Annotated in this window: 21 protein-coding genes; 15 read left to right on the forward strand and 6 right to left on the reverse strand. The window is 72.8% G+C overall.

All coding sequences use genetic code 11. The annotated features are described in order from the left end of the window. Positions 1-70 precede the first annotated feature (70 nt). Both DV20_RS41510 and DV20_RS41515 read left to right on the forward strand, forming a co-directional pair. Entirely contained in the window at positions 71-955 is an 885-nt protein-coding gene (locus tag DV20_RS41510) for a LysR family transcriptional regulator (RefSeq protein ID WP_043789258.1), read from the forward strand. Positions 956-1,031: 76 nt separating this feature from the next. Beyond that, positions 1,032-1,991, forward strand: a complete 960-nt coding sequence (locus DV20_RS41515; RefSeq protein WP_043789260.1) for a DNA polymerase domain-containing protein — start codon at positions 1,032-1,034, stop codon at positions 1,989-1,991. Positions 1,992-2,071: 80 nt separating this feature from the next. Here DV20_RS41515 and DV20_RS41520 read toward each other — a convergent pair whose 3' ends face one another. Further along, complete coding sequence (locus DV20_RS41520; RefSeq protein ID WP_043789262.1) at positions 2,072-2,809, reverse strand: CDP-alcohol phosphatidyltransferase family protein; 738 nt, start codon at positions 2,807-2,809, stop codon at positions 2,072-2,074. Between the two features lie 67 nt (positions 2,810-2,876). On the opposite strand from DV20_RS41520, the gene DV20_RS41525 reads away from it, so the two are divergent. From DV20_RS41525 to ribA, 6 genes are read left to right on the forward strand one after another with little or no spacing between them, the layout of a single operon-like run. Then, on the forward strand, positions 2,877-3,839 hold the full coding sequence (locus tag DV20_RS41525) for a zinc-dependent alcohol dehydrogenase (RefSeq protein ID WP_043789263.1): 963 nt from the start codon (positions 2,877-2,879) through the stop codon (positions 3,837-3,839). 31 nt (positions 3,840-3,870) lie between these two features. After that, on the forward strand, positions 3,871-4,269 hold the full coding sequence (locus tag DV20_RS41530) for a 6-pyruvoyl trahydropterin synthase family protein (RefSeq protein WP_043789265.1): 399 nt from the start codon (positions 3,871-3,873) through the stop codon (positions 4,267-4,269). Beyond that, positions 4,266-5,333, forward strand: coding sequence for a glycosyltransferase family 4 protein (locus tag DV20_RS41535; protein WP_043789268.1), 1,068 nt, complete (start codon positions 4,266-4,268; stop codon positions 5,331-5,333). Before DV20_RS41530 ends, DV20_RS41535 begins: the two co-directional genes overlap by 4 nt. Beyond that, a complete protein-coding gene (locus DV20_RS41540) occupies positions 5,330-6,163 on the forward strand; it encodes a class I SAM-dependent methyltransferase (protein ID WP_043789271.1) in 834 nt (277 codons plus the stop codon). Before DV20_RS41535 ends, DV20_RS41540 begins: the two co-directional genes overlap by 4 nt. Further along, positions 6,160-7,158 (forward strand): lysylphosphatidylglycerol synthase transmembrane domain-containing protein, encoded by a 999-nt coding sequence (locus DV20_RS41545; protein ID WP_043789274.1) that lies wholly within the window; start codon positions 6,160-6,162, stop codon positions 7,156-7,158. Before DV20_RS41540 ends, DV20_RS41545 begins: the two co-directional genes overlap by 4 nt. A gap of 12 nt (positions 7,159-7,170) precedes the next feature. Next, positions 7,171-7,824 carry a GTP cyclohydrolase II gene (gene ribA / locus DV20_RS41550; RefSeq protein ID WP_043789276.1) on the forward strand — a complete coding sequence of 218 codons (654 nt, stop codon included), beginning with the start codon at positions 7,171-7,173 and terminating at the stop codon, positions 7,822-7,824. Here the strand turns inward: ribA and DV20_RS41555 are convergent. Next, a complete protein-coding gene (locus tag DV20_RS41555) occupies positions 7,813-8,511 on the reverse strand; it encodes a creatininase family protein (RefSeq protein ID WP_043789277.1) in 699 nt (232 codons plus the stop codon). The two genes, ribA and DV20_RS41555, sit on opposite strands and share 12 nt — an antisense overlap. Before the next feature lie 28 nt (positions 8,512-8,539). On the opposite strand from DV20_RS41555, the gene DV20_RS41560 reads away from it, so the two are divergent. The 4 genes from DV20_RS41560 to DV20_RS41575 all read left to right on the forward strand — a co-directional run bounded on the left by DV20_RS41560 (position 8,540) and on the right by DV20_RS41575 (position 13,130). Beyond that, a complete protein-coding gene (locus DV20_RS41560; RefSeq protein ID WP_043789279.1) occupies positions 8,540-9,340 on the forward strand; it encodes an inositol monophosphatase family protein in 801 nt (266 codons plus the stop codon). Positions 9,341-9,478: 138 nt separating this feature from the next. Continuing rightward, positions 9,479-10,957: a serine/threonine-protein kinase gene (locus DV20_RS41565; protein ID WP_043789280.1), complete on the forward strand. Its 1,479-nt coding sequence runs from the start codon at positions 9,479-9,481 to the stop codon at positions 10,955-10,957. Between the two features lie 124 nt (positions 10,958-11,081). Further along, the gene (locus DV20_RS41570) at positions 11,082-12,140 is read left to right on the forward strand and encodes a glycosyltransferase family 4 protein (protein ID WP_043789282.1); all 1,059 of its coding nucleotides are present in this window, start codon (positions 11,082-11,084) and stop codon (positions 12,138-12,140) included. 63 nt (positions 12,141-12,203) lie between these two features. After that, entirely contained in the window at positions 12,204-13,130 is a 927-nt protein-coding gene (locus DV20_RS41575) for an RNA polymerase subunit sigma-70 (protein ID WP_043789284.1), read from the forward strand. On the opposite strand, the gene DV20_RS41580 is transcribed toward DV20_RS41575, so the two are convergent. After that, positions 13,117-16,356: a GH92 family glycosyl hydrolase gene (locus tag DV20_RS41580; RefSeq protein WP_043789286.1), complete on the reverse strand. Its 3,240-nt coding sequence runs from the start codon at positions 16,354-16,356 to the stop codon at positions 13,117-13,119. The two genes, DV20_RS41575 and DV20_RS41580, sit on opposite strands and share 14 nt — an antisense overlap. A 92-nt stretch (positions 16,357-16,448) precedes the next feature. After that, the gene (gene pdxR / locus DV20_RS41585) at positions 16,449-17,771 is read right to left on the reverse strand and encodes a MocR-like pyridoxine biosynthesis transcription factor PdxR (protein ID WP_235191158.1); all 1,323 of its coding nucleotides are present in this window, start codon (positions 17,769-17,771) and stop codon (positions 16,449-16,451) included. A gap of 47 nt (positions 17,772-17,818) precedes the next feature. Between pdxR and DV20_RS41590 the strand changes: the two genes are divergently transcribed. Continuing rightward, entirely contained in the window at positions 17,819-18,814 is a 996-nt protein-coding gene (locus DV20_RS41590; protein WP_235191159.1) for an aldo/keto reductase, read from the forward strand. Here the strand turns inward: DV20_RS41590 and DV20_RS41595 are convergent. Next, positions 18,742-19,644, reverse strand: coding sequence for a LysR family transcriptional regulator (locus DV20_RS41595; RefSeq protein WP_043789295.1), 903 nt, complete (start codon positions 19,642-19,644; stop codon positions 18,742-18,744). The two genes, DV20_RS41590 and DV20_RS41595, sit on opposite strands and share 73 nt — an antisense overlap. An 83-nt stretch (positions 19,645-19,727) precedes the next feature. On the opposite strand from DV20_RS41595, the gene DV20_RS41600 reads away from it, so the two are divergent. After that, a complete protein-coding gene (locus tag DV20_RS41600; RefSeq protein WP_043789297.1) occupies positions 19,728-21,002 on the forward strand; it encodes an MFS transporter in 1,275 nt (424 codons plus the stop codon). 82 nt (positions 21,003-21,084) lie between these two features. Continuing rightward, entirely contained in the window at positions 21,085-21,261 is a 177-nt protein-coding gene (locus tag DV20_RS45705) for a hypothetical protein (RefSeq protein ID WP_160169783.1), read from the forward strand. 41 nt (positions 21,262-21,302) lie between these two features. Here the strand turns inward: DV20_RS45705 and DV20_RS41605 are convergent, their stop codons facing one another. Further along, a complete protein-coding gene (locus DV20_RS41605; protein ID WP_235191160.1) occupies positions 21,303-24,215 on the reverse strand; it encodes an AfsR/SARP family transcriptional regulator in 2,913 nt (970 codons plus the stop codon). Positions 24,216-24,340 lie beyond the last annotated feature (125 nt).

Genomic DNA, 24,340 nt, shown 5'->3' on the forward strand with positions numbered 1-24,340 from the left:
GCCTCCAGCTTCGAGCGGAGCTGACCAGAAGTCCAAGATCTGATTTTTCTGCTGACTAGAATCAGTGCTTATGGAATTGCACCAGCTCACGTACTTCGTCGCCGTCGCGGAGGAAGGTAACTTCACGCGCGCGGCGGAGCGGCTGCACGTCGCCCAGCCCGGGGTGAGTGCGCAGGTCAAACGGCTGGAACGGGAGCTGGGGCAGGAGCTGCTGGACCGCTCCGGCCGGACGGTCCGGCTCACCGACGTCGGCGCCGCGGCCCTCCCGCACGCCCGGGCCGCGCTCGCGGCGGTGCAGGGGGTGCGCGAAGCCGTCGAGGAGCTCGCCGGGCTGGTCCGCGGACAGGTCGCGATCGGCGTGGTGACCTCGGTGGGCCCGGTCGGGCTGCCCGACCTGCTGGCGGGGTTCCACGAGCGGTACCCGGCGGTGGAGATCACGCTGTCGGAGGCCGACTCCGACACGATGCTCGCGGCGCTGCGCGAGGGACGGCTCGACCTCGCCGTCGTCGGTCTCTCGACGGCCCCGCCACCCGGCATCGGGCTCCAGGTGCTGCTCGACGAGCCGTTCCTGGCCGTCGCCGCGCCGTCCGATCCACTGGCCGGCCGGGCCGAGGTCGAGATCCCCGAGCTCGACGGCCTGCCGCTGATGGCGCTGCCGAAGGGAACGGGCCTGCGCACCGCGCTGGACGCGGCGTTCGCCAGGGAGGGGCTGACGCCGCGGATCGCGTTCGAGGCGGCCGACCCGAACATGCTGGTGCAGCTGGCGAAGCGGGGACTCGGGGTGGCGATCGTGCCGGAGTCGCTTGGCCGGTACCACCAGGCGGAGCTGTCCGTCATCGGGCTTCGCGGGTCCGGGTTGCGCGGCGTGCTGGCGCTCGCGTGGCGGACGGAGGGGCCGTTGAGCCCGGCCGCGCGGGCGTTGATCGCCTTCGCCCGGGCGGCTTACGACTCCTGATGGGCCGGCCGGCCGCGTACCGGAGGTCCGCTCGTTGGGAGTTGACCGCCTCGCGCGGGGACGCGAGGGTGGGCCCATGAGTGGCGATGAGATCCGGCACGGCGTCAAGCTGAGCAGTCTCGACCAGGAGGTCTTCCCGGACGCGGGAGTCACCAAGGGTGAGCTGATCGACTACCTCGAAGCGGTGTCCGGCCGGATGCTGCCGGAGCTGCACGACCGGCTGCTGAGCGTCGTGCGGGTGCTGCGCGGCCAGGGGCCGTTCATGCAGAAGAACCTGCCGAAGTACACGCCCGAGTGGGTGGAGCGCCGGGCGTTGTGGGCCGACCGGTCGCGGCGCGAGGTCGTCTACGCGCTCTGCAACGACCTGCGCACGCTGCTGTGGTTCGGCAACCAGCGCGCGATCGAGTACCACACGACGTTGTTCCGCGGCGAGCCCGCGAACGGGGCGACGCACCTGATCCTCGACCTCGACCCGCCGCCGGACGCCCCGTTCTCGCTGGCCGTGGGCGCCGCGAAGCTGGTGCGGGAGGCGCTGCGCAAGGACGGCCTCGACGGCGCGGTGAAGACCAGCGGCTCCAAGGGCGTCCACGTCTTCGTGCCGCTCGCGCCGGGGCAGTCGGCGGAGGACGTCGCGGCGGCGACCCGCGCGGTGGCGGTCCGGGCCGAGCGGATCGACCCGGCACTGGGCACGACGGAGTTCGTGCTGGAACGCCGTGAAGGCAAGGTGTTCCTGGATTCGACGCGGGCGGGCGGCGGAACGGTCGTCTCGGTCTACAGCCCGCGCCACCGCCCGGGCGCACCGGTGTCGTTCCCGGTCCGCTGGGCCGACCTCGACGGCGTCAAGCCGGCCGACTTCACCGTGCACACGGTCCCGGGCCTGCTGGACGCCGGCGACCCCTGGACCGAGGAGATGCCCGAGCCGTTCGTGCTGCCGGCGGACCTGGTCGAGGAGGGCCACACGATCCCGATCGCCCGCGTGGCGGCGATGCACGAGGGCAAACGCCGGGCCCGCGCGGCCCGCGAATCCACCGCCTGACCCCCCGCGGAGGGCACTTTCACGTGAAAGTGCCCTTCCGGAGTCTTCGCTCCGGGTCACTTTCACGTGAAAGTGCCCCTTCAGGCGGCCTGGTTGTGGCCGTAGCGGAGAGGCGTGCGGGGGAGCGTGCTGATCCGGGCCGGTGCGACGCGGTGGCGGGCCAGCCAGCCGACGTCCCGGCCGAACGACCAGACCAGTGACGCCAGTGCGAGCGCCACCGCGGCCAGCGTCACCGGCGAAGGCAGCAGTTCCGAGACCGCGACCACCAGCACGACGCCCTGCACCGCCGCGACCGTCTTGCGGGCCATGCTCGGGTACAGCGGCGCGGTCAGCCAGGGCATCGCCCACGAGGCGGCGACGAACGCGTAGCGCATCAGGCCGATCGCCAGCACCCACAGCCCGAGCGTGCGGGACACCTGGATGCACAGCAGCAGGATCAGGAACGCGTCGACCTCCATGTCGAACCGCGCGCCGAACTCCGACGCCGTTCCCGTGCGGCGAGCCACCTGGCCGTCGAGGCCGTCCAGGAGCAGGGCGACGCCGACCAGCCCGACGAGCCAGCCGAGGGAGAAATCACCTTCGGCGATCAGCGCCGCGGCGCAGCCGACGAGGATCGCGCGGGCGAACGTGATCCAGTCCGCCGGCCCGAAGGTGCCGCGGCCGCTGCGGCGCAGCCCCCACTCGGTGAGCAGCACCAGCGCGAGGCCGTATACGACGCCGGTCGCCCACGCGAGCAGCGGGAAACCACCCGCGAAGACCCCCGCGGCGAGCACCGGCGCCGGCACCACCGCGCGCAGGAGAAGGTCGTGTTTGATCATCGTCGACTCCGCGAATTGCTCATAGGGTGGCGACACCAGCCTCCGGTCGCCCGCTGAGGAGAAACACGTGGAACAGGCTTTCTGGGTTCAACGTCCCGGCTCGGGACAGCTGCGCGAAGTGCGGCTGCCCACCCCCGGACCGGACGACGTGCTCGTCCGCACGCTCTGCTCCGGGGTGAGCCGCGGCACCGAAACCCTCGTCTTCCGCGGTGGTGTCCCGGCGAGCCAGCACGACGTCATGCGCGCCCCCTTCCAGGAGGGCGAGTTCCCCGGCCCGGTCAAGTACGGCTACCTCAACGTCGGCGTCGTCGAACGTGGCCCGGCGCACCTCGAAGGCAAGACCGTTTTCTGCCTCTACCCGCACCAGACCGCGTACGTCGTCCCGGCGACCGCGGTGACGCCGGTGCCGGAGTCCGTCCCACCGGGACGCGCGATCCTCGCCGGCACGGTCGAGACCGCGGTGAACGCGGTGTGGGACGCGCGCCCGCGGCTCGGCGACCGGATCGCCGTCATCGGCGCCGGGATGGTCGGCGCGAGCGTCGCCAAGCTCCTCAGTGGCTTCCCCGCGACGAGAGTTCAGCTGGTCGACGTGGATCCGGCGCGGGCGGAGACCGCGGCGGCGCTCGGGGTCGACTTCTCGGCTCCGGAGAACGCGCTCGGTGACTGCGACCTCGTCGTGCACGCGAGCGCCACCGAGGCCGGGCTCGCCCGCGCGCTGGAACTGCTCGCGCCGGAAGGGGAGGTCGTGGAGCTGTCCTGGTACGGCGATCGCCGGGTCAGCGTCCCGCTCGGCGAGAACTTCCATTCGCGGCGCCTGGTGATCCGCAGCAGCCAGGTCGGGACGGTCGCGCGCCCGGACCGCGGCTACGCCGAGCGCCTCGCCGTCGCGCTCGATCTGCTGGCCGATCCGGCCTTCGAAGCGCTGGTCAGTGGCGAATGCGGGTTTGAAGATCTCCCGTCCGTGTTACCCCGCCTGGCCGCGAATGAACTTTCCGCCCTCTGCCTCCGTGTCATGTATCAGCCGCAGTGACCACGTCCACCCGAACGCATCGGAGGTCTTGGTGTTCAGCATCACCGTCCGTGACCACGTGATGGTCGCCCACAGCTTCCGCGGGGAAGTCTTCGGCCCCGCGCAACGCCTGCACGGCGCGACCTTCGTGGTGGATGCGACGTTCCGCCGCGCCGAGCTGGACGAGGACAACATCGTCGTCGACATCGGCAAGGCCACGGAGGAGCTCGGGGCGGTGCTGAGCGACCTGAACTACCGCAACCTCGACGACGAGCCGGAGTTCAAGGGGATCAACACCTCGACCGAGTTCCTCGCGAAGGTCATCGCCGACCGCCTGGCCGACGCCGTCCACGCCGGACGCCTCGGCGAAGGCGCGCGCGGCCTCGAAGGGATCGCCGTCTCGCTGCACGAATCGCACATCGCGTGGGCGAGTTACGAGCGTGCACTGTGAACAGTCTTTACGTGGTCCTCCCCGGCGACGTCGACGACTCGTCCGTCCCCAGTGGCGGCAACACCTACGACCGCCGGATGTGCGACCGGCTCGGCGCCGCCGGCTTCGACGTGCACGAGATCGCCGTCGCCGGCAGCTGGCCGCGGCCGGACACGGAGGCCCGCGCGGTCCTCGGCCACCTGCTTTCCGCGCTGCCCACCGGGTCGGCGGTGCTGCTCGACGGCCTGGTCGCCTGCGGGGTGCCCGAGGTCGTCGTCCCGCAGGCCCGGCGGCTGTCGGTGTCGGTGCTGGTGCACCTGCCGCTGGCCGACGAGACCGGTCTGCCGCCCGCGCTCGCCGCCGAGCTCGACGCCTTGGAGCGCGAGACGCTGCGGGCGGTCGGCTCGGTCGTCGCGACCAGCGAGTGGGCCGCGCGCCGGCTGATCGCGCACCACGGCCTGGCCCCGCACCGCGTGCACTCGGTGACGCCGGGCGTCGACCCGGCCCCGCTCGCCGTCGGCACCGACGGCGTGTCCCGCCTGGTCTGCGTGGCCAACGTGACCCCGCGCAAGGGCCAGGGCGTGCTCGCCCAGGCCCTCGAAACCGTCGCCGACCTGCGCTGGACCTGCGAATGCGTCGGCGGCATCCGGCGCGAGACCAAGTACGTCGAGCGGCTGCGCGAGCACCGGCTCGGCGCCCGCTTCACGCTCACCGGCCCGCGCACCGGCCGGGCGCTCGAGGCGACCTACCACACCGCCGACCTGCTCGTGCTGCCTTCGCGCGCCGAGACCTTCGGCATGGTCGTCACCGAGGCCCTCGCCCGTGGTGTGCCGGTGCTGACCACCGACGTCGACGCGCTGCCCGACACGGTCGGCGTCGCACCCGACGGCTCCGTGCCCGGGATGCTCGTCCCCGGCGACGACGTCGAAGCGCTCGGCGCCGCCCTGCGCCGCTGGCTCACCGACCCGGCGCTGCGGACCCGGCTGCGGGCGTCGGCGAAGCTGCGCCGCGAGACCCTGACCGGCTGGGACGACACCGCCCGCCGGATCGCCGACATCCTCCTCCGGCAGGAGGCGGCGGCATGACCGCGTTCGCCCCGGACTGGCTCTACCTGCGCGAACCCGCGGACGCCGCGGCCCGCGCCACCGAGCTGCTCGACCCGCTCCGCGCCCACCTGGGGACCGGCGACGAGGTCGTCATCCGCGACCTCGGCTGCGGTACCGGCTCGCTCGGCCGCTGGCTGGCCGCCCGCCTGCCCGGCACCCAGCACTGGATCCTGCACGACCACGACACCGAGCTGCTCAGCCACGCGCAGGCGAGCCTCCCGGGCACCGCGCTTGACGGCAGCCCGGTCGACGTGGTCGCCGAGCAGCGCGACATCACCGCGCTGCGGGCCGCCGACCTCGCCGGGACGTCGCTGGTCACCGCGTCCGCGCTGCTCGACCTGCTGACCGGGGACGAGCTCACGACGCTGGCCACGGCGGTCGTCGAAGCGGGCTGCGCGGCGCTGCTGATGCTGTCGGTCACCGGCAAGGTGGAGCTCTCGCCCGCCGACCCGCTCGACCCCGCGCTCGCCGCCGCGTTCAACGCTCACCAGCGCCGGGTCGCCGAAGACGGCCGGCGGCTGCTCGGCCCGAACGCGGTCGACGTCGCCGCGACGGCGTTCGCCGGGCTCGGCGCCCGAGTCGTCCGCGCGGACAGCGCCTGGCGGCTCGGCCCGGACCAGGCGGAACTGCAGCGGCAGTGGCTCGAGGGCTGGGTCGGCGCCGCCGTCGAGCAGCTGCCCCAGCTGCGCCCGGTCGCCGACGTCTACCTGCGGCGACGGCTGGAGATGGCGGCGGCCGGCGAGCTGCACGCGGTGATCCACCACGGCGACCTGCTGGTCCTGCCGCCGAGCCTGGAGGCGGCGGCGTGAAGCGCGCACTGGCCTGGCTGCGGATCCTCGGCGCCGTCGGCATCCTCGCGGTCCTCGTCTGGCAGCTCGGCAGCGCCGCCTTCCTCGACGGGCTCGGCCGGATCAGCGCGCCCGGCGTGCTGGCCGCGCTCGCCGTCGGCTTCGCGACGACGTTGTTCAGCGCGGGCCGCTGGCAGATCGTCGCCACCCGGCTCGGCCTGCGGCTTTCGCTCCGCACCGCCGTCGCCGACTACTACCGCGCGCTGTTCCTCAACGGCGTGCTGCCCGCAGGCGTCCTCGGCGACGTCCACCGCGCGGTGCAGCACGGCCGCGACAGCGGTGACGTGCCGCGCGGCGTGCGCGCCGTCGTCCTGGAACGCACCGCCGGCCAGATCGTGCTGATCGCCTCCGCCGTCGCCGTCGTGCTGGCGTCGCCTTCGGTCGTGCCCGGGGCGTTCCGCGAGGTCGTCGTGGTGGCCGGGGTGGTCGTCGTGCTGGCCGCCGTCGCCGCGCTGGTCGTGGGCCGCCTGCTCGGCGGGCGGTGGATCCACAGCCCGTCGAAGTTCCGGCGCGGCTTCGCCGTCACCCTGGCCGACCTCCGGCTCGGCCTGCTGACCCGCGAGACGTGGCCCAGCGTGGGCTTCCTGTCCGTCGCGACCCTGGCCGGGCACCTGGCGCTGTTCGTCGTCGCCGCCCGGGTCGCCGGGGTCGGCGCGCCGGTGTGGCAGCTCGTGCCCCTGATGGTCCTCGCGCTGCTCGCGATGGGCCTCCCGCTCAACGTCGGCGGCTTCGGCCCGCGCGAGGGCGTCTGCGCCCTGCTCTTCGGCGCGGCCGGTCTGGGCGCCGCCCAAGGTGTCACCGTCGCCGTCGTCTACGGCGTGCTCACGCTGGTCGCGAGCCTGCCCGGCGCCGGCGTCCTGCTCGTCCGGAGCGTCGCCGGGGTGCACCGGACGGCACTTTCACGTGAAAGTGCCGCACGAACGGCCCGGCACTTTCACGTGAAAGTGCCGGGATAGAGAGGTGGAGGCATGACAGCAAGCGACATCGTGGGGGAGCTGCCGCGCCGGGCCGTGGTCGAGCGGGTGGTCGAGACCCGGCTGCCGACCCGGCACGGGACGTTCCGCGCGTTCGGGTACCTCGACCGCACCGGCACCGAGCAGGTCGCGCTGGTGTACGGCGACGTCGCCCCGCTGGGCGCCCTGGTCCGGGTGCACAGCGAGTGCCTGACCGGCGACGTCTTCGGCTCGACGCACTGCGAGTGCGGCGACCAGCTGGCGGTGGCGCTGGACCGCATCGTCGAGGAGGGCTCGGGCGTGCTCGTCTACGTCCAGGGCCACGAGGGCCGCGGGATCGGCCTGCTCGCGAAGCTCGAGGCGATGCGGCTGCAGCAGGACGAGGGCCTCGACACGGTCGACGCGAACGTCGCGCAGGGCCTGCCGGTCGACGCCCGCGACTACCACGCGGCGGCGGGCATCCTCACCGACCTCGGCATCCGCTCGGTCCGGCTGCTGTCCAACAACCCGCAGAAGGTCGAACAACTCACCGGCTACGGAATCCGGATCAGCGAGCAGGTTCCGCTGCTGGTTCCGCCGAACCCGGAGAACCTGCGGTACCTCCGGACGAAGGCCGAGCGGATGGCCCACCTGCTGCCGCACCTGGGCCAGGCCTACTCAGGCGCCTAACACCTCGAGCACCGCGGCGAAGCGCTGGACGAGCGTGTCCAGCAGGACGTGCCCCTTGGCCGCACTGGCCAGCGAAGGACGGCCGACCACCCCCGACTCCGTGTACGCCCGCAGGCCCAGTGTCAGCAGGTGTTCCCGGTCGGTGACGTGGTCGGCCGTCTCGTGACCCGGGCGGACCAGGTGCGGGTGGGCGTGCAGCAGGATCGACGTCTCCAGCTCGCCCGCGTGCATGTCGTCGTCCAGTGACGTCCGCAGGCCGGCCGCGGTGTGGGCCGCCTGCCAGTCGGCGACGCCCGGGAAGAGCGCCATCGCGCCCGCCGCCTCCTGGACCACATTGGACAGTACGTAGTTGCCGCCGTGCCCGTTGACCAGCACCAGCCGGTCCACCCCGGACGCTTTCAGCGACGCGGCGACGTCGGTGACCACCGCGTGCAGGGTGCGGGCCGAAATGCTCACCGTGCCCGCCCACCCCGCGTGCTCGTGCGAGCAGGAGATCGTGATCGGCGGCAGGTGGAGGACGGGGTACGCCCCGGCGACGGCTTTGGCGAGCGTCGCCGCGATGACCGTGTCGGTCGCCAGGGGCAGGTGCGCGCCGTGCTGCTCGAAGCTGCCCACCGGCAGCACCGCCACCGACGCCCGCCGCTCCTGCTCGTCGGCGGTGGTGGCGAGCGGGAACAGATCGGTCATGGGCGCGGCCCTTCACTAGGTTGGTGGCATGACCGAGCATGCCGCACTACTGGACGTCGCGCGCGAGGCCGTGGCCAAGGCGACGGAGATCGTCAGGTCGCGTCCGGATTTTTCCGTTTCCGCGAAGGGCGATCGCGATCTGGTGACCGATGTCGACACCGCGGTCGAGGACGCGCTGCGGGAGTTCCTCGCCGCCGAGACGCCGGAGATCGGCGTGCTCGGCGAGGAGCGCGGCCGCAGCGGCGCCGGCGGCGGCCGCTGGTGGGCGCTCGACCCCATCGACGGAACGGCGAACTTCGCCCGCGGCATTCCACTCTGCGGGATCTCCCTGGCGCTCGTGGACGGCGAACACAGCACGGTCGCCGCGATCACGCTGCCGTACCTCGGAGTCACCTACACCGCCGCGCGCGGCGAAGGGGCCTTCGCGAACGGAGAGCGCGTCGGCGCTTCCACCGCGACGGAACTGTCCGACGCGATGATCGCCGTCGGGGACTTCGCGATCGGCGAGCTCGCCGAGGAGAAGAACCGCGCGCGCCTGTTGCTCCTTTCGGACCTCGGCGCGCGGGCGCAGAAGATCCGGATGCTCGGGACGGCGGCCATCGACCTCGCCTGGGTGGCGGACGGAAAGCTCGACGCCGCACTGATCTTGTCCAACAACCCGTGGGACACCATGGCCGGCGTGCTGCTCGTGCGCGAGGCGGGCGGGGCCGTCGTCGACCGCGACGGCAGCGAGCACACGGTCGGTTCCGCGGCGACGATCGCCGTCGGCGCCGGGCTGCGCAAGGAGATCGTGGACGCACTTGATCGTGCGTACGGGGTTGTTCGTTAGGATTCCGGGGTACACCGTGGGCGGCGCCACAGCGCTTGTTTGCGCTGTCCGCGCAAGGTTTTCGGTTACGTTGGTACCGGTCGGCCGCCCAGCCTGGCATGCTGACCGGATCTCGTCGGCCACTTCGGAGAATGGTGGATGCTCGTGGAAAGTCGCCGGATCCGCGATCGGTACCGGCTGCTCGAGCCGATCGGCGGCGGCGCGATGGGCACGGTGTGGCGGGCCCAGGACGAAAAGCTCGACCGCACCGTGGCGATCAAGGAACTCCTGCTGCCGCACGACCACGACGAGCAACGCACCCAGGAAGCGAAGAACCGCGCGATGCGCGAGGCGCGAATCGCCGCGCGGCTGCAGCATTCCCACGCGATCACCGTGTTCGCCGTCCTCGAGGAGGAGGACCGGCCGTGGCTGGTGATGGAGTACCTGCCGTCGAAGAGCTTGGCCCTCGTGCTCGGCGAGCAGCCCGCCACGGTGGACGACGCCATCCGCATCGGCGTGCAGATCAGCTCGGCGCTGGCCGGCGCGCACCGCGCCGGGGTCGTGCACCGCGACGTGAAGCCGGCCAACATCCTGGTCTCCGAGGACGGCACGGCGAAGATCACCGACTTCGGCATCTCACGCGCGATCGGTGACGTCAAGCTGACAGCCACCGGCGAGATCGCCGGAACGCCGGCGTACCTCGCGCCCGAGGTGGCCCGCGGGGAGGACGCGGACTTCGCCGCCGACGTCTTCTCGCTCGGCGCCACGCTGTACGCCGCCGTCGAGGGGCAGTCGCCCTACGGCACCGCCGACAACCCGATCGCCTTGCTCTACAAGGCCTCCAGCGGCGAGATCGTGCCGCCGGAGAAGGCGGGCAGGCTGACGCCGCTGCTGCTGCGGATGCTCGCCACCGAGCCGGCCGAGCGGCCGTCGATGGACGAGGTCGAGCAGGAGCTGCGTGCGCTGCTGGAGGACGCGGAACCGGGCGACTCGGTGCTGGCGGAGACGGTGCCCGAAACCGAGCCTCCCGCGGTCCCGACCGTGCCGGCCGCGGTCGCCGTGCCCGCGGGCGAGGTCACCACGGTGTCGCCGGGCGCGCGCAAGGGCCTGATCGCCGTCGGGGCGGGCGCGGCGCTGCTGTGCGTGGCGGTCGTCGTGGCGATCCTGCTGATCGTGCGGCAGAAGCCGCCGCAGGACAACGCGGCCGCCCCGCCGTCGCCGACGCCGTCCACCTCGGCGTCCCCGTCCGCGACGCCCTCGACGGCACCGTCCTCTTCCCCCTCGCCGACGCCGCCGACCTCGGCGACCTCGGCTCCGTCGACCTCGCCGACGGTGTCGACCGTGGCCTCGTCGAAGACCGCCGTCGACGCCCTCGTCGCCTACTACGGGTTGCTGCCGGGCAACCCGGCGGCGGCCTGGAACCTGCTCACGCCCCACTTCAAGGCTTCGCGCAACCAGACCTACGAGACCTACAAGAGCTTCTGGGGACGGTACAAGTCGGTGCAGGTCAGCAACCCCAGGGAAGTCGGGCCGGGCCGGGTCACGGCGCACGTCACCTACGACGGCGGGAACCCCGAGAACGACACCTTCACGCTCGTCCAGCAGAACGGCATCTGGATGATCGACGCGCAGAGCTGAACCTTCCCGGCCTGGGGTGCGTGTGACGTATGAGCCGTCACCGCCGTCGACCCACGCTGGAGGTAGCCGTGTCTGTTCCCGAACCCGACCTGCTCCGGCGTGCGCGATGAGGCCCGCCGACCCGATGGTGTTCATCCTCCCGGCCGCCCCGCCGGGCAGCGACACCTACGACAAGCGGATGTGCCAGACCCTGCCTGCCGTCGGCCAGCCGGTCCTGGAGCTGCCGATCGCCGGCGACTGGCCGGAGCCGGACGCGACGTCCCGCCGTCGGCTGGCGCGGTCGCTGGCCGCGCTGCCGGACCGGACGGTCGTGCTGCTCGACGGCATGATCGCCGCCGGCGTCCCCGAGATCGTCGTCCCGCACGCGCGGCGGCTGCGCCTGGCCATCCTGGTGCACCAGGCCCTGGCCGACGAGCCGGGGCTCGCCCCGGCGCACGCGGCGGAGCTGGACGCGTGCGAGCGCGAGACGCTGCGGATGGCCGGCATGGTCGTCGCGACCAGCCCGTGGCTCGCGAGGCTGCTGATCGACCGCCACGACCTGGACCCGAGCCGGGTCTACGTCGCCAAGCCCGGCACCGACGCGGCCCCGCTCGCGGCGGGCGCGGACGGCGTGTCCCGGCTGCTCTGCGTCGGCGACGTGACCCGCCGCAACGGCCACGACGTGCTGGTCCAGGCCCTCGGCGAGGTCGACCACCTGGCGTTGTCCTGCGTTTTCGCGGGCTCGCTGGAGGTGGACCGGGCGTACGTCGACGAGCTCGGCTGGACGATCGAGCGCCTCGGCCTCGGCAACCGGATCACCCTGGCGGGCGACGCGGTCGACCTCGGAGCGGCCTACAACGCGGCGGACCTGCTGGTCATCCCGGCCCGCGCGGCGACGTCCGGCATGTTCGTGGCCCAGGCGCTGGCCCGCGGCATTCCGGTACTGGCCACCGAGGTGGGCGGGGTGTACGACGCACTCGGCGTCGACGCGGACGGCGAGATGCCGGGCGTGCTCGTCGAGCCGGACGACCCGTTCGCCATGGCGGACGCGCTCCACCGCTGGTACGCGGACCCGGAGCTCCGACGCTCCCTGCGCACGGCGGCGCTCGGCCGCGGCAGCGCGCTGGAGGAGTGGGAGGTGGCGGCCCGCCGCCTCACCCACGTCCTGTCGCGGCTGGCGTCGGAACCGCGGATCGTCGCCTGAAGCAGCCGCCCGAAGTTCGTACCTGACCGATTCCTTTCACCGCCCGCGCGGGTCGGCCAAGGTATGAGCGTGGACTTCGAGCCGTACCGGCGTGAGCTGCTGGCGCACTGCTACCGCATGCTCGGCACGCCCGACGAGGCCGAGGACGTCGTCCAGGAGACCTACCTTCGGGCGTTCCGGGCGTACGACGGCTTCGAGGGCCGCGCGTCGCTGCGGACGTGGCTCTACCGGATCGCGACCAACGCCTGTCTCACCGCTCTCCGGCAGCGCGGGCGGCTTCCGCTCCCCTCGGGCCTCGGCCCGCCGTCGACGGACCCGGACGCCCCGGCCGTCCTGGCCGAGGACTGGCCGCTCCCGATCCCGGACGCGCTGATCACCCCGGAGTCGGCGGACCCGGCCGCGATCGCGGAAGCCCGCGACGGCGTCCGGCTGGCCCTGATCGCCGGCCTGCAGCTGCTCCCGCCCCGGCAGCGCGCGGTCCTGATCCTCCGGGAGGTCCTGGCGTTCCCGGCGACCGAGGTCGCGGAGATGCTCGGGATGAGCGTGGCTGCCGTGAAGAGCGCGCTCCAGCGAGCCCGGGCGACCCTCCGCGACGCCCCGGCGGCCGGCGAGCTGACCGAGCCGGAGCAGCGCGCGCTGCTGGAGCGGTACATGACGGCGTTCGAGCGCTCGGACCTGGCCGCGCTGGAACAGCTGCTGCGCGAGGACGCGGTGATCGAGGCGCTGCCGTCCCGGACGTGGTTCGCCGGGAAGCGCACTTGCGTCGCATTCCTGCGACACGTGATCGGCGAGCCCGGAGAGTGGCGCATGACCCCGAGCCGCGCGAACGGCCAACCCGCGGCCGCCGTCTGGTACCGCGGCGACCCCTTCGGGGTCGCGGTGCTGACAGTGGAAAACGGCGGGATCGCGCGGATCACCGTGTTCGGCTTCCCTGACCTGGCGGAACGGTTCGCCGGGGAACCGGCGAACCGGACCGTCACGCCAGGGTGAGCGCGTAGACCTCCACCCGCGGGTCGTTCGGCAGGCTCACCGACTGCACGGTCTTCCCGCCGTCCAACGCGGCCGAGATCCCGAACAACCGGACCGGCGGCCCGTCGACCCCGCTCCCGGCCTTGATCCGGTGCGGCATCTCCAGCACCACCGGGCTGCCGGACCCCGCCCAGTCACCGAACGTCACGGCCAGGTCGGCGCTGGTCCCGTCCGTGTAGTGCGCCGTCACCGTCGTCGACACCGGGCCGTTGTGCGAGGCACCGACGATGCGAAGCGCGGTGTGCTGACCCGCCGGGAGCAGCAGCGACTGCCCGCGGGCCTCGACGAAGTTCGCGGCCGTTCCCGAGGCGTCCGGCGCCGCGTACGTGACGCCGTCCCAGACCACCGGGCCAGCCGCCGGGAGCAGGGCCGCGTCGTAGCTCCAGCCGCCGCCGTCGAAGTTGCCCTGATCGGACGCCGCCACCGTGGCCGTGCCGTCGTGGTTGCGGTCGCGGGTCAGGTCCACCGCGCACTGCGCGCCCGGCGACACGCACGTCGACGGCGTCCGGACCTCGACCGTCGCCGAGCGGGTCACCGTGTTCGCGCCGAGACCCGACACCTTGACCTGCACCGGGTACGTCCCGAGGGCCGTGTCCGCCGGCACGTTCACCGTGATCGGCACCGTCTGCTGCACCGGCAGCCGTCCGGACCAGAGCACGAGCAACGGCTGGACCCGGCTCTTCCACGGCGCCGTGATCGAGACCGTCACCGGCTGAAGCCCCGGGTTCTGGGCCACCACGTCGAGGTCGAGGTGCACCTGCTGCGCCGCGCCGGCCGGGATCACCACGGACGTCTGCCGCAGCGAAGCGTCGACGTGCCGCCGCTGGTCGCCCGCCGCGTCGTTCACCGACGGCGGTGTCGCCGACGGCGAGGTGCCCCACGACGACGGCCGCGAGCCGAGCTTGTGCGAGAGCGTCCCGCCGTGCGCCAGCGCCGACCAGTCCAGCGACGTCCGGCGGACGTCCCGGCCGTTGAGCGACACGCTCTGGATGTACCGGTTCGTGTCGCTCGCGCCCGGCGCCGACACCGTCAGCGTCCCGCCCTGCGAAGCTCCGTACTGTCCGATGCGGACGGTCGCCGACTCGAACTGGGGGCTCGACACCGCTAGGAAGTTCGCGCCGCTCATCGTCGGGTACAGGCCCAGCGACGAGAAGACGTACCAGGCGGACATGGTGCCGAGGTCGTCGTTGCCGGTCATGCCGTCGGGGCCGGTGGTGAACAACGTCATCGCCGCGCGGACGACGGTCGCGGTCTTCGCCGGCGCGCCGACCCAGTTGTACATGTAGGGCGCGAGCAGGTCGGGCTCGTTGTTCGGGTTGTACGTCGCCTTGCCGTAGTAGTCGTACGGGCTGGCGATCCAGTCGGTCCGCGCGGTGCCGGCCGGGTCCTTCAGGAGGTTGCCGTACGCGAAGAACGAATCCAGCCGCTTCTCGGTCGCCGCCCGGCCGCCCATCAGCGAGACGAGGCCGGCCGGGTCCTGCGGGACGAGCCACTGGTACTGGTAGGCGCCGCCTTCGTGGAACTGGTGGCCCGCGTCGACCGGGTTGTACGGCGTGACGAAGGTGCCCTCGGCGGTGCGGGGGCGGAACTGCTGGATCGAGGAGTCCCAGAGGTTGCGGTACCACTGGCCGCGGTCGGCGAACATCCGCGCGTCGGCGCCGTGGCCGAGCCCGCGGGCCATCAGTGCGAGGGACGCGTCCGCCGCGGCGTACTCCATGGTCGCCGACGCCGGGTGCGTGCAGTCGTTGTCGCCGCCCTTGTCCGCGCAGTCCTTGCCGAGCGTTAGCCCGCTCGGGATGTACCCGCGCTCGTTGTAGTAGCCGACGCCGGAGCGGCCGTTGTACGGCGAGTCGGCGGGCGGCGTGCTCGTCGCGTTCTTCTTGAGCAGCGCGTACGCCTCTTCTTCGTGGCCGGCGAGCAGGCCCTTCGACCACGCCTCGACGAGGAACGGGGTCACCGGGTCGCCGGTCATGATGTTCGTTTCGCTCTCGGCCAGCGCCCACCGCGGCAGCCACCCGCCGTCACGGCCGATGGCGACGACCGACAGGGCGACGTCCCGCGCGACCTGCGGTTCCAGCATCTCCAGCAGCTGGTTCTGCGGCCGGTAGGTGTCCCACAGCGAGAAGTTCTGGTACGGCGTGTAGCCGCTCGCCGTGTGCACCTTGCCGTCGAAGCCGGTGTACGCCCCGTCGGTGTCGCCGGCCAGGTTCGGGTGCAGCTGCGCGTGATAGAGCGCGGTGTAGAACGCCGTCTGCCGTTCGGTGGTGCCGCCGGCGATCCGGATCGCGCCGAGCCGGTCGGCCCACTGCCGGTGCAGGGCCGCGCGGGTGGCGTCGAAGTCGTAGCTGTCCGACGTCTCCGCCGCGAGGTTCTTCCGGGCGCCGTCGAGACCGGTGTAGGACAGGCCGACCTTGAGCACGACGTCGTGGTCGGTGGTCGCGTCGAAGCTCGCCCAGGCGCCGTTGCCGCCGGTGCCCGCGGCGTCGCGGCCGCCCGGCGTGCGCGCCGAGCCGCGCCAGGTGCCGAACGAGCTGAACGGCCGGTCGAAGGTGGCGGTGAAGTAGACGGTGTGCTCGTCGTGGCCGGCGCAGAACCCGCCGGCCTTGACCCGCCCTTCGAGGGTCCGGTCGCCGACGACGTGGATCTCGGAGTCCTTCACGGACTGGTTGGCCTGGCCGGTGTTGAACAGGACGTTCGCCTGCCCGGTCGACGGGAACGTGTAGCGCTGCCAGCCGGTGCGCGCGGTCGCGGTCAGCTCGGCGTTCACGCCGTACTTCTGGAGCCCGACGCGGTAGTAGCCGGGCTCGGCGTGCTCGTCGTCGTGGCTGTACCCGGACTTGTAGGCGTCCTTGTCAACGTTGTCCACGGCGCCGGTGGTCGGCATGATCGGCAGCTCGCCCATCACGCCGCAGCCGACGCCGGACAGGTGCGTCTGGCTGAAGCCGTAGATCGCGTTCTGCAGGTAGTCGTAGCCACCCTGCCCGCCGGTGTCCGGGCTGACCTGCACCATCCCGAACGGCGCACTCGCGCCGGGGAAGGTGTTCCCGAAGTTCTGGGTGCCGACGAACGGGTTGACCAGGCTCACCGGGTCGACCGGCGTGGCGGCGTGGGCGGTGGCCTGGGTCGTGGCGGCGACCACGAGCCCGACGGCCGCCGCGGCGATCAGTTGTCTGCTTGGCGACCCCATGGGGCGCGCACCTCCCACGTGACAACGTTGTCAAAAGCGGACTGTCCAGCAGCTTTTCACATCGGCGGCCGTTTGAGAAGGCGGCATCCAGGTCAAACCGTTGTCATCGCCCGCCGGAGCAGCCGGGCGGCGGCCTCGACGCCGGTGTCGGCGAGGTTGCCGTAGCCGAGGACGAGCGCGGGCTCGCCCGGCGCGGTCCGGTAGTCGTCGAGGTCGGTCACCTTGACGCCGGCCGCCTTCGCCCGCCGGACCACCGCCGCGGCGTCCTGGTCGAGGTGGAGCACCAGGTGCAGCCCGGCCGCGACACCGGAGAGCCGCACGGGCCCCAGTGCGGCGACGAGCCGGTCGCGCCGGGCGCGGTAGCGCAGCCGGGCGCTGCGCAGGTGCCGGTCGTAGCCGCCGCTCTCGACGAAGCCGGCCAGCGCGAGCTGGTCGACGACCGGTGGCGGGTGCGCGTGCACTGTCCACCGTGGAGGCAGGACGGCCCAGCCGAGCCCAAGCGCGGGGCTGAGGGTCTTGCTGACCGATCCGAAGAGCGCGACCCGTCCCGGGTCGGTGCCCTGGACGGTGCCGACGGGCCGCCGGTCGTACCGGAACTCGGCGTCGTAGTCGTCTTCGAGGATCAGCCCGTCGACGTCGCGCGCCCAGGCCAGCAGCTCGGCCCGCCGCCGCGGCGAGAGGACGGAGCCGGTGGGGAACTGGTGCGCGGGCGTGACGAGCACCGCGCGGACGCCCGCCGGGATCCGCCCGACGTCGATGCCTTCGTCGTCGACCGGCACCGGGTCGACGGTCATCCCGGCGCCTTCGGCCGCCCGCCGCAACCGCGTCCACCCGGGATCTTCGACGGCCAGCCGCGTGCGACCGCGCTCCACCAGGGCGCGGCACACACTGGTCACGCCGTCGGTGACGCCGCCGCAGACCACCACGGTGCCGGGCGCGGCGCCGCGGACCCCCCGGAGGTAGTCGCCAAGGACCCGCCGCAACCGGGGGTGGCCGCCGGGCTCGGGCAGCCCGAAGTCCGGGTGTGGCGTGGTCGCCAGGGCTTCGCGCACCGCTTCCGCCCACGGACGGCGGGGGAAGTTCCGCAGGTCGGGCAGGCCCGGCGCGAGGTCGTATCGCGGCGGCGCCGGGTGCGCCGGCTCCTGCGCCGCCACCGCGTCGCCCACCCGCCGGACCCGGGTGGCCGAGCCGGTGCGCCCGGCCAGGTACCCCTCGGCGACCAGCTGGGCGTAGGCCTGCGTGACGACCCACCGCGAGCACCCGAGGTCGGCGGCGAGCCGTCGGCTCGGCGGGACAGCGCCGTCCAGGACGCCGTCCCGGATCGCCTTGCGCAGGGCCCTGGCCAGCTGTTCGTGTTTCGGGCCGGACCCGGCGAGTTCCAGCAGCACACCCCAATCGGTCTGTGATCCAGCCACGGTATTGGACTGTAGTACCGGACCGATCCGGGCTTAGCGTGGTCGGCATGAAAAAGGTGGAACTGGGCCGGACCGGCCAGTACGTGAGCCAGGTGTCGCTGGGCTGCATGCTGATGGGCACGTCGACGGACGAGCCGACGTCCGCCCGCATCCTGGACGCCTACCTCGACGCCGGCGGCGACTTCCTGGACACGGCGAACTGCTACGCCTGGTGGGTGGGCGAGCAGTTCTCGGGCGGGGAGAGCGAAACCCTGCTGGGCAAGCTGTTGCGGGGCCGGCGCGACCGCGTCTTCCTGGCGACGAAGGTGTCGGCGGGCATCACGGACCTCCCGGCGGCCCGCGCCGCCCGGCGGCCGGACGGCACGACGGACTGGGACGCGATGGAGCGCGAGTTCGAGGGCGCCGGCGCGGCGGTGATCGAGCGCGAGGCCGAGGCGAGCCTGCGCCGCCTGGGCACCGACCACCTGGATCTCTACTACGTCCACGTCGACGACCGGCGCACCCCGCTCGAGGAGACACTGTCCGCATTGGACTCTCTGGTCCGGTCGGGCAAGGTGCGGTACATCGGCTGGAGCAACGTCCGGACGTGGCGCCTGGAGCGCATCCGCTCGCTGGCACTGGTCAACGGCTGGGCCTCGCCGGTGGCGGTCCAGGTCCAGCACTCGTACCTGCGCCCCACGGGTGCCGACGTGTCCTCGACCGCCGGCGCCGAGCTGCTGGACTGGCTTTCCGAACACCCGGACGTCTCCCTGGCGGCGTATTCCTCGCTGCTGCGCGGGATCTACGACGACGCCGCCTACCGGGAGTCGACCCCGATCTGGCGTTCGTACGCGGGTCCGGACAGTGAGGCGCGCTTGGCCGCAGTGTCTAAAGTGGCCTCATCGCTGGGAGCGACCGGCAACCAGGTGGCGCTGGCGTGGCTGCTGCACCACGGCGTCATCCCGCTGATCGGGCCGCGCACGTGGGAGCACTACGAGTCGATCGCGCCGGCCTTCACCTTGGAGCTGCCGGACGAACTGGTGTCCGTGCTGGACAACGCGTAGGCAGTGGCGAGCAGCGCGGCGATGCCCGGCTTGTGCTCGTCGCGCCGCCGCCACGTCATGGTGACGTCGGTGGTGGCCCCGGCCAGGGGGACGGCGACCGCGCCGGCGTGCTCGACGAGGGCGGGCACGAGCCCGCACCCCAGGCCGGCGGCCACGCACCGCGCGAGGGCGGCGAGGCTGCCGACCTCCGCCTCGATGACGGGCCCGTCGATCCGGTCCAGCATCTCCCGGAAGCCGCAGCCCTTCGGCGTCGCCAGGAAGCCGACGCCCTTGAGGTCGGCGGGCCGGAGTTCTTCCCGCCGGGCCAGGGAATGCCCCGGCGGGAAGATGACGACGAGCGGTTCGGTGCCCAGTGACGCACTGGCCAGCGCCGGGTCGGCCGGTGGGGCGCCGAAGGTGAAGCAAACGTCCATCCGGGACTGCCGCACGGCCTGGTAGAGCTCGCCCCGGCCGCTCTCTTCGAGGGTGACGCGCACGCGCGGCCACCGCGTCCGGTACGCGCCGAAGATTCCGGGAACCCGTTGGGCGCACAGCGTTTCCAGGGCACCGATGGTGAGATCGCCCTCGGGTTCCCCGCGTTCCTCGTCGACCGCGGCCCGGGCTTCCTCGACGAGTTCGAGCACCTGGTCCGCGTACCCGACGAGCCTGTCCCCGGCACCGGTGAGCCGCAGCCGCCGCCCGCGTTCGAACAGCTTCGCGCCGAGTTCGGCTTCCAGGGCCTGGATCTGTTCGGTGACGCTGGACTGCGCGTAGTGCAGCTCGGCGGCGGCGTGGGTGAAGTTGAGCGTCCGCGCCACGACGCGAAAGGTGCGCAGGTGGCGCAGTTCCATGGCATCCCCCATCGGCGGTCCCGATACCCGTCATCGTAACTGCCTGCTTTCGCCGAAGTCACCCAACGTCCAGGCTTTTCGGTGTGGCAAGACTCCTCATCGGCCTTTCGCTGGGCTACTTCCTGGTCATGCTGGACACGACGATCGTGACGGTCGCCCTTCCGGCCCTCTCGCCGTCTTTGCCGGCGCAGCAATGGATTTCGAACGGCTACACGCTGACGTTCGCGGCCTTCCTCCTCACGGCGGGAGCGTGGTCGGACCGCTTCGGCGCCCGCCGGGTGTTCGCCGCCGGCCTGCTTTCGTTCGCGGTGCTGTCCGGTTTGTCGGCGCTGGCGTTCTCGACGCCGTTGCTCATCGCGCTCCGGGCGCTGCTCGGCGTCGCGGGCGCACTGCTGGTCCCCTCCTCACTGGCGCTGATCGCGGCGGCCTACCCGGTGCCCGCCGCGCGCGCGAAGGCGATGGGGGTGTGGGCCGCGGTGAGCGGAACCGGCCTGGTGGCGGGCCCGCTGCTGGGCGGCCTCCTGACGGAGGCGTTCGGCTGGCGGGCGATCTTCCTCGCCAACGTCCCGGTGGCCGCGGTCGCGTGGGCGCTGGCCCGCTCGGCCCCGCCGAGCCCGGCGAGGCCCGGCCGCATCGACGTCGTGGGCCGGCTTTCGGCGGTAGTCGCTTTGTCGACATTGACGTACGCACTGATCGAGAGGTCGTGGGGCGCGCTGCTGCTCTCCGCCGCCGCGGCCGCGGTGTTCGTGCGCTCCCAGCGTCATCCGGCCGCGATCCTCCCGGCCCGCCTGTTCCGCGACCGCGCGTTCCCGCTGGGGCTGGCGGCGGGCGCGATCGTGAACTTCGGCTTGTCCGGGGTGTTGTTCGTGCTGTCGCTGTATTTCCAGGAAAGCCGCGGTTATCCGCCGTCGGCGACGGGCCTGGCCTTCCTTCCGCTGACGATCCCGACGGCGTTCAACCCGATTTTCACCGGCCGGCTGGTGGCCCGGATCGGGCCGCGCATCCCGGCGGTAACGGGATTCGTGGTGATGGCGGGCGGCACGTTGCTCCAGGCGGCCTCGGCCTCGGCGGCCCTCTCGGTGGTCGCACTGGCGTTGCTGGGCTTCGGCGTTTCCCTGGCGATCCCGTCGTTGCTGGCTTCGGTGGTCGCCGCGGCCCCGCCGGAGCTGACCGGCATCGCGGGCGGGGCGTTGAACGCTTCCCGCCAGACCGGCGCGGCCCTCGGGGTGGCGATCCTCGGTGCCCTCCTGGCCCACGCGACGACGTCGATCGCGCTGGTCGCGGCCGCCGGCGTGCTGCTGGCCGGGGCGGTCACTGTTTCCTGTTCGTTTATGAAACAGGAAACCCCTTGTCGCTGAATGTGGTGAAGCGAATCCTCGGTGGTGGGCGCGGAAATCATCCGAAGCGCTCGAAACAACCATTTCCGAGGAGGAATTCGCCATGTTCAAAAAGCTGGCCAAAATCGGCGGCCCGGTGCTCGCGATCTGTGCGCTCGCCGCGCTGCCGGTGATCGGCTCCACCACCGCGTACGCGAGCGACGACGGCGGGGCGCCGGCCGCTCCGGTCGTCACGCCGACGCCGACCCCCACCACCGACGGCAACCCCTGGCACGGTTGACGGCCCCGCCGTGAGCGGCAGCCTTCGCTGCCGCTCACGGCTCACCGCGGGCCGCAGGCGCAACCCAGCGCCGAACGTTCTTCGCGCACCTCACCGGCCTCCGGCAGGTCGAGCGCGGCGAACTCGGCCTCGGCCGCGGCCCAGTGCGTCACGGCGCCTTCGTGGTCGCCCATCGCGTGCAGCGTCTCCGCGACACCGCGGTGGGCCCGCGCCCGGTAAGCGCGGTTGCCGCTGCCCTCGGCCAGGTCCAGTGCGGCCTTGCCGGCGGTGAGCGCTTCCCGGGGCGCGCCGCCGGCCAGCGCCGTCGCGCCGCGGTCGAGGTACAGCTGGGTGCGCAGGTCGGCGTCCGGCACGTTCGCCGCCACTTCCCGGGCCTTGTCGTGGTAGCGGACGGCTTCGGCGTACCGGCCGCGCTGCCGGTGCACGTTGCCGATGTTGTTCAGCGCGTAGGCCTCGACGCAGTGGTCGCCGACTTCGGCGGCGTGGGCGTGCGCGTCGGTGTAGCTGGCCAGCGCTTCGGTGAGCAGATCCAGGTTTTCCTGCACCGAGCCGAGGTTGTTCAGCGTGTGCGCCAGGCCCTGGACGTGCCCGATCTCCCGCAGCATCCGCGCGGCGGATTCGTGCTGCGCCAACGCGATCCGGAGGTTGCCGTGGAGCTCGTTGAGGTAGCCGAGCATGCTCAGCGCGTGGGCTTCGCCCCGCCGGTCCTCGGTCTGCTCGTACTTGGCCAGCGCGGCTTCGAGGTGGGCCATCGCCTGCTCGTGCCGGCCCAGTTCCATGGTGGGGATGGCGAGCGCGCACAGCGTCGCCGCTTCGCCGCGCGGGTCGCCGAGGCGGCGCCACTTGGGCAGCGCCTTGGCGGCGAGTTCCAGCGCCTCGGCGAGCTGCCCGCGCCGGTCGTGCGCGGTGGCCAGCCGCAGCAGGACGTGCGCCTGGCCGTAGTCGTTGCCCGCGTCGGCGGAGACGATCCGCCAGGCCAGCTCGAGCGTGCCGATCCAGTCTTCGAACTGGTTCGTCGTGTTGAAGTACCGCCACAGCAGCACGGCCAGCCGCCAGGTGTGCTCGGGCAGCGCGTGCGCGGCGGCGTAGCGGATGGCGGCCACGAGGTTGTCGCGTTCGGCGACGATCCACCGCAGCCCGGCGTCGGCGTCGGCGAAGACCGGCGTCACCGCGCAGGACCGGTCCGCCGTCGACGGCAGCTGGGCGCGGTCGAAGGGGTACGCGGCGCGGACCGCGGCCGCGAGCGTCACGAGGTAGTAGTCGAGCAGCCGCACGAGCGCGGGCCGGGGCGCGGGCTCGTCGGCGGCGAACTCCTTGAGCGGGTCGAGCATCTGGTACCGCTCGGGGGCGGCCTCCTCCAGCAGGCTGACCTCGTGCAGGTCGTCGAGCAGCGACCGCGCCTCGGCGACGTCGCAGCCGGCCAGCGCGGCCCCGCCGGCGACGTCGACGTCCGGGCCGGGCAGGCTGCCGAGCAGCCGGAACAGGGCGCGCTGCGGCTCGCCGAGCTGCCGGTAGGACACCCGGACGGCGGCGATCCCGTCGTCTTCGCCCCACGGACCGTTTTCCTCCAGCAGGCGCAGCAGGTGCTCCAGCGGCCACCGGTCGTGCCGCCGGAACAGCGCGGCCGCCACCCGGACGGGCATCGGCAGGTAGCCGCACCGCCGGACCACCGCGGCGACGTCGGCGGCCCGGCCACGCAGCCGCGAGGGCCCGGCGAGCGCGTGGAACAGCTCGGCCGCCTCCTCGGGCGACAGGGGCGCGAGCCGGATGTTTTCGCCGGTATCGGCGTCACCCATCCGCCGGCTGGTGACGACGGCCAGGCAGCCGTCCGCCTCGGGCAGCAGCGGCCGGATCTGCTCCGGCGACGCGGCGTTGTCGAGCACGACCAGCGTCCGCGTACCCCAGAGGGTTGCCTGGTAGAGCGTGACTTTCCGGCCCACGGTGGCCGGGATCTGCTCGGCGGGCACGCCGAGTTCGACGAGCAGCTCGCTGAGGGCGTCGCCGACGTCGGTCGCGTCGACGCCGGGGGTGAAGCCGTTGAGGCGGGCGAGGAGCTGGCCGTCGGGGAAGCGGTCGCGCAGCCGGTGGGCCGCCTCGATCGCCAGGCCGGTCTTGCCGGCGCCCGGCGCGCCGCTGATCCAGACCGCCCGTCGCCCGGCCGCGGCGGCCGCCTCGATGGTGGCGATCTCCGCGGCCCGGCCGGTGAATTCGCCGGGCCGCAACGGCAGCGAGCTGGGCGGATCGCCCTGTTCGGCGCGCGCGGCGAGCTTGCGCAGCACCGGCCCGGGCGCCATGCGCAGCGCGGCGAGGGCGTCGCGGGTGCCGTGGTAGACGCGCAGGGCCGCGACCCGGTCGCCGCCGGCGAGCAGCGCGCGCATCAGCAGTTCGGCGTGCTTCTGGCTGGCCGGATCGGCCTGGACGAGCGGCCGCAGCCGGTCGCGGGCCGACCGGTGCGCACCGGCTTCGATCTCCAGCTCGGCCAGGTCACCGACGACGTCGGGGTAGCTCTCGTCCGGCGAGATGACCTCGGGCCCGCCGACGCGGTCGATGTCGATGTCCTCGAGGAACTTCCCCCGCCACAGGCCGGCGGCCTCGCGCAGCAGCGCGATCGCCCGGCGCGGGTCGTCGGCGCGGGCGTCCGCGGCTTCGGCACGCAGCCGATCGAATCGCATGGTGTCGAGCTGGTCCTCGCCGACCCGCAGCAGGTAGCCGGTCGGGGTGGTTTCGATGGTCGCGTCCCCGAGGACGTCCCGCAGCCGCTTGATGTAGCTGCGCACCAGGGTGGGCTTGGCTTCGCGATCGGCCCAGACGATCTCGGCCAGCCGCGCGGGCGTGACCGGCTTGTTCGCGTGCAGGAGCAGCACGACGAGGACGAACCGCTGCTGCTGGTCGCCCAGCGGCACCGGCACGCCGTCGTGCCACGCCTCCAGCGGGCCGAGCATCCGAAACTCCACGCGGCCTCCCCGGCGTCAGCTTGCTGTCCTCTTTTGATGTCGCGCAATCGGCCGTCCGGGTTTCGCGAATCCGCATTTCTTCCACGTTCGGTGCACACGGGCTCGGCACACTCCGCCGGTCGTTC

Origin of the sequence: Amycolatopsis rifamycinica, assembly GCF_000695625.1 — a bacterium.
Classification (GTDB): Bacteria; Actinomycetota; Actinomycetes; order Mycobacteriales; family Pseudonocardiaceae; genus Amycolatopsis; species Amycolatopsis rifamycinica.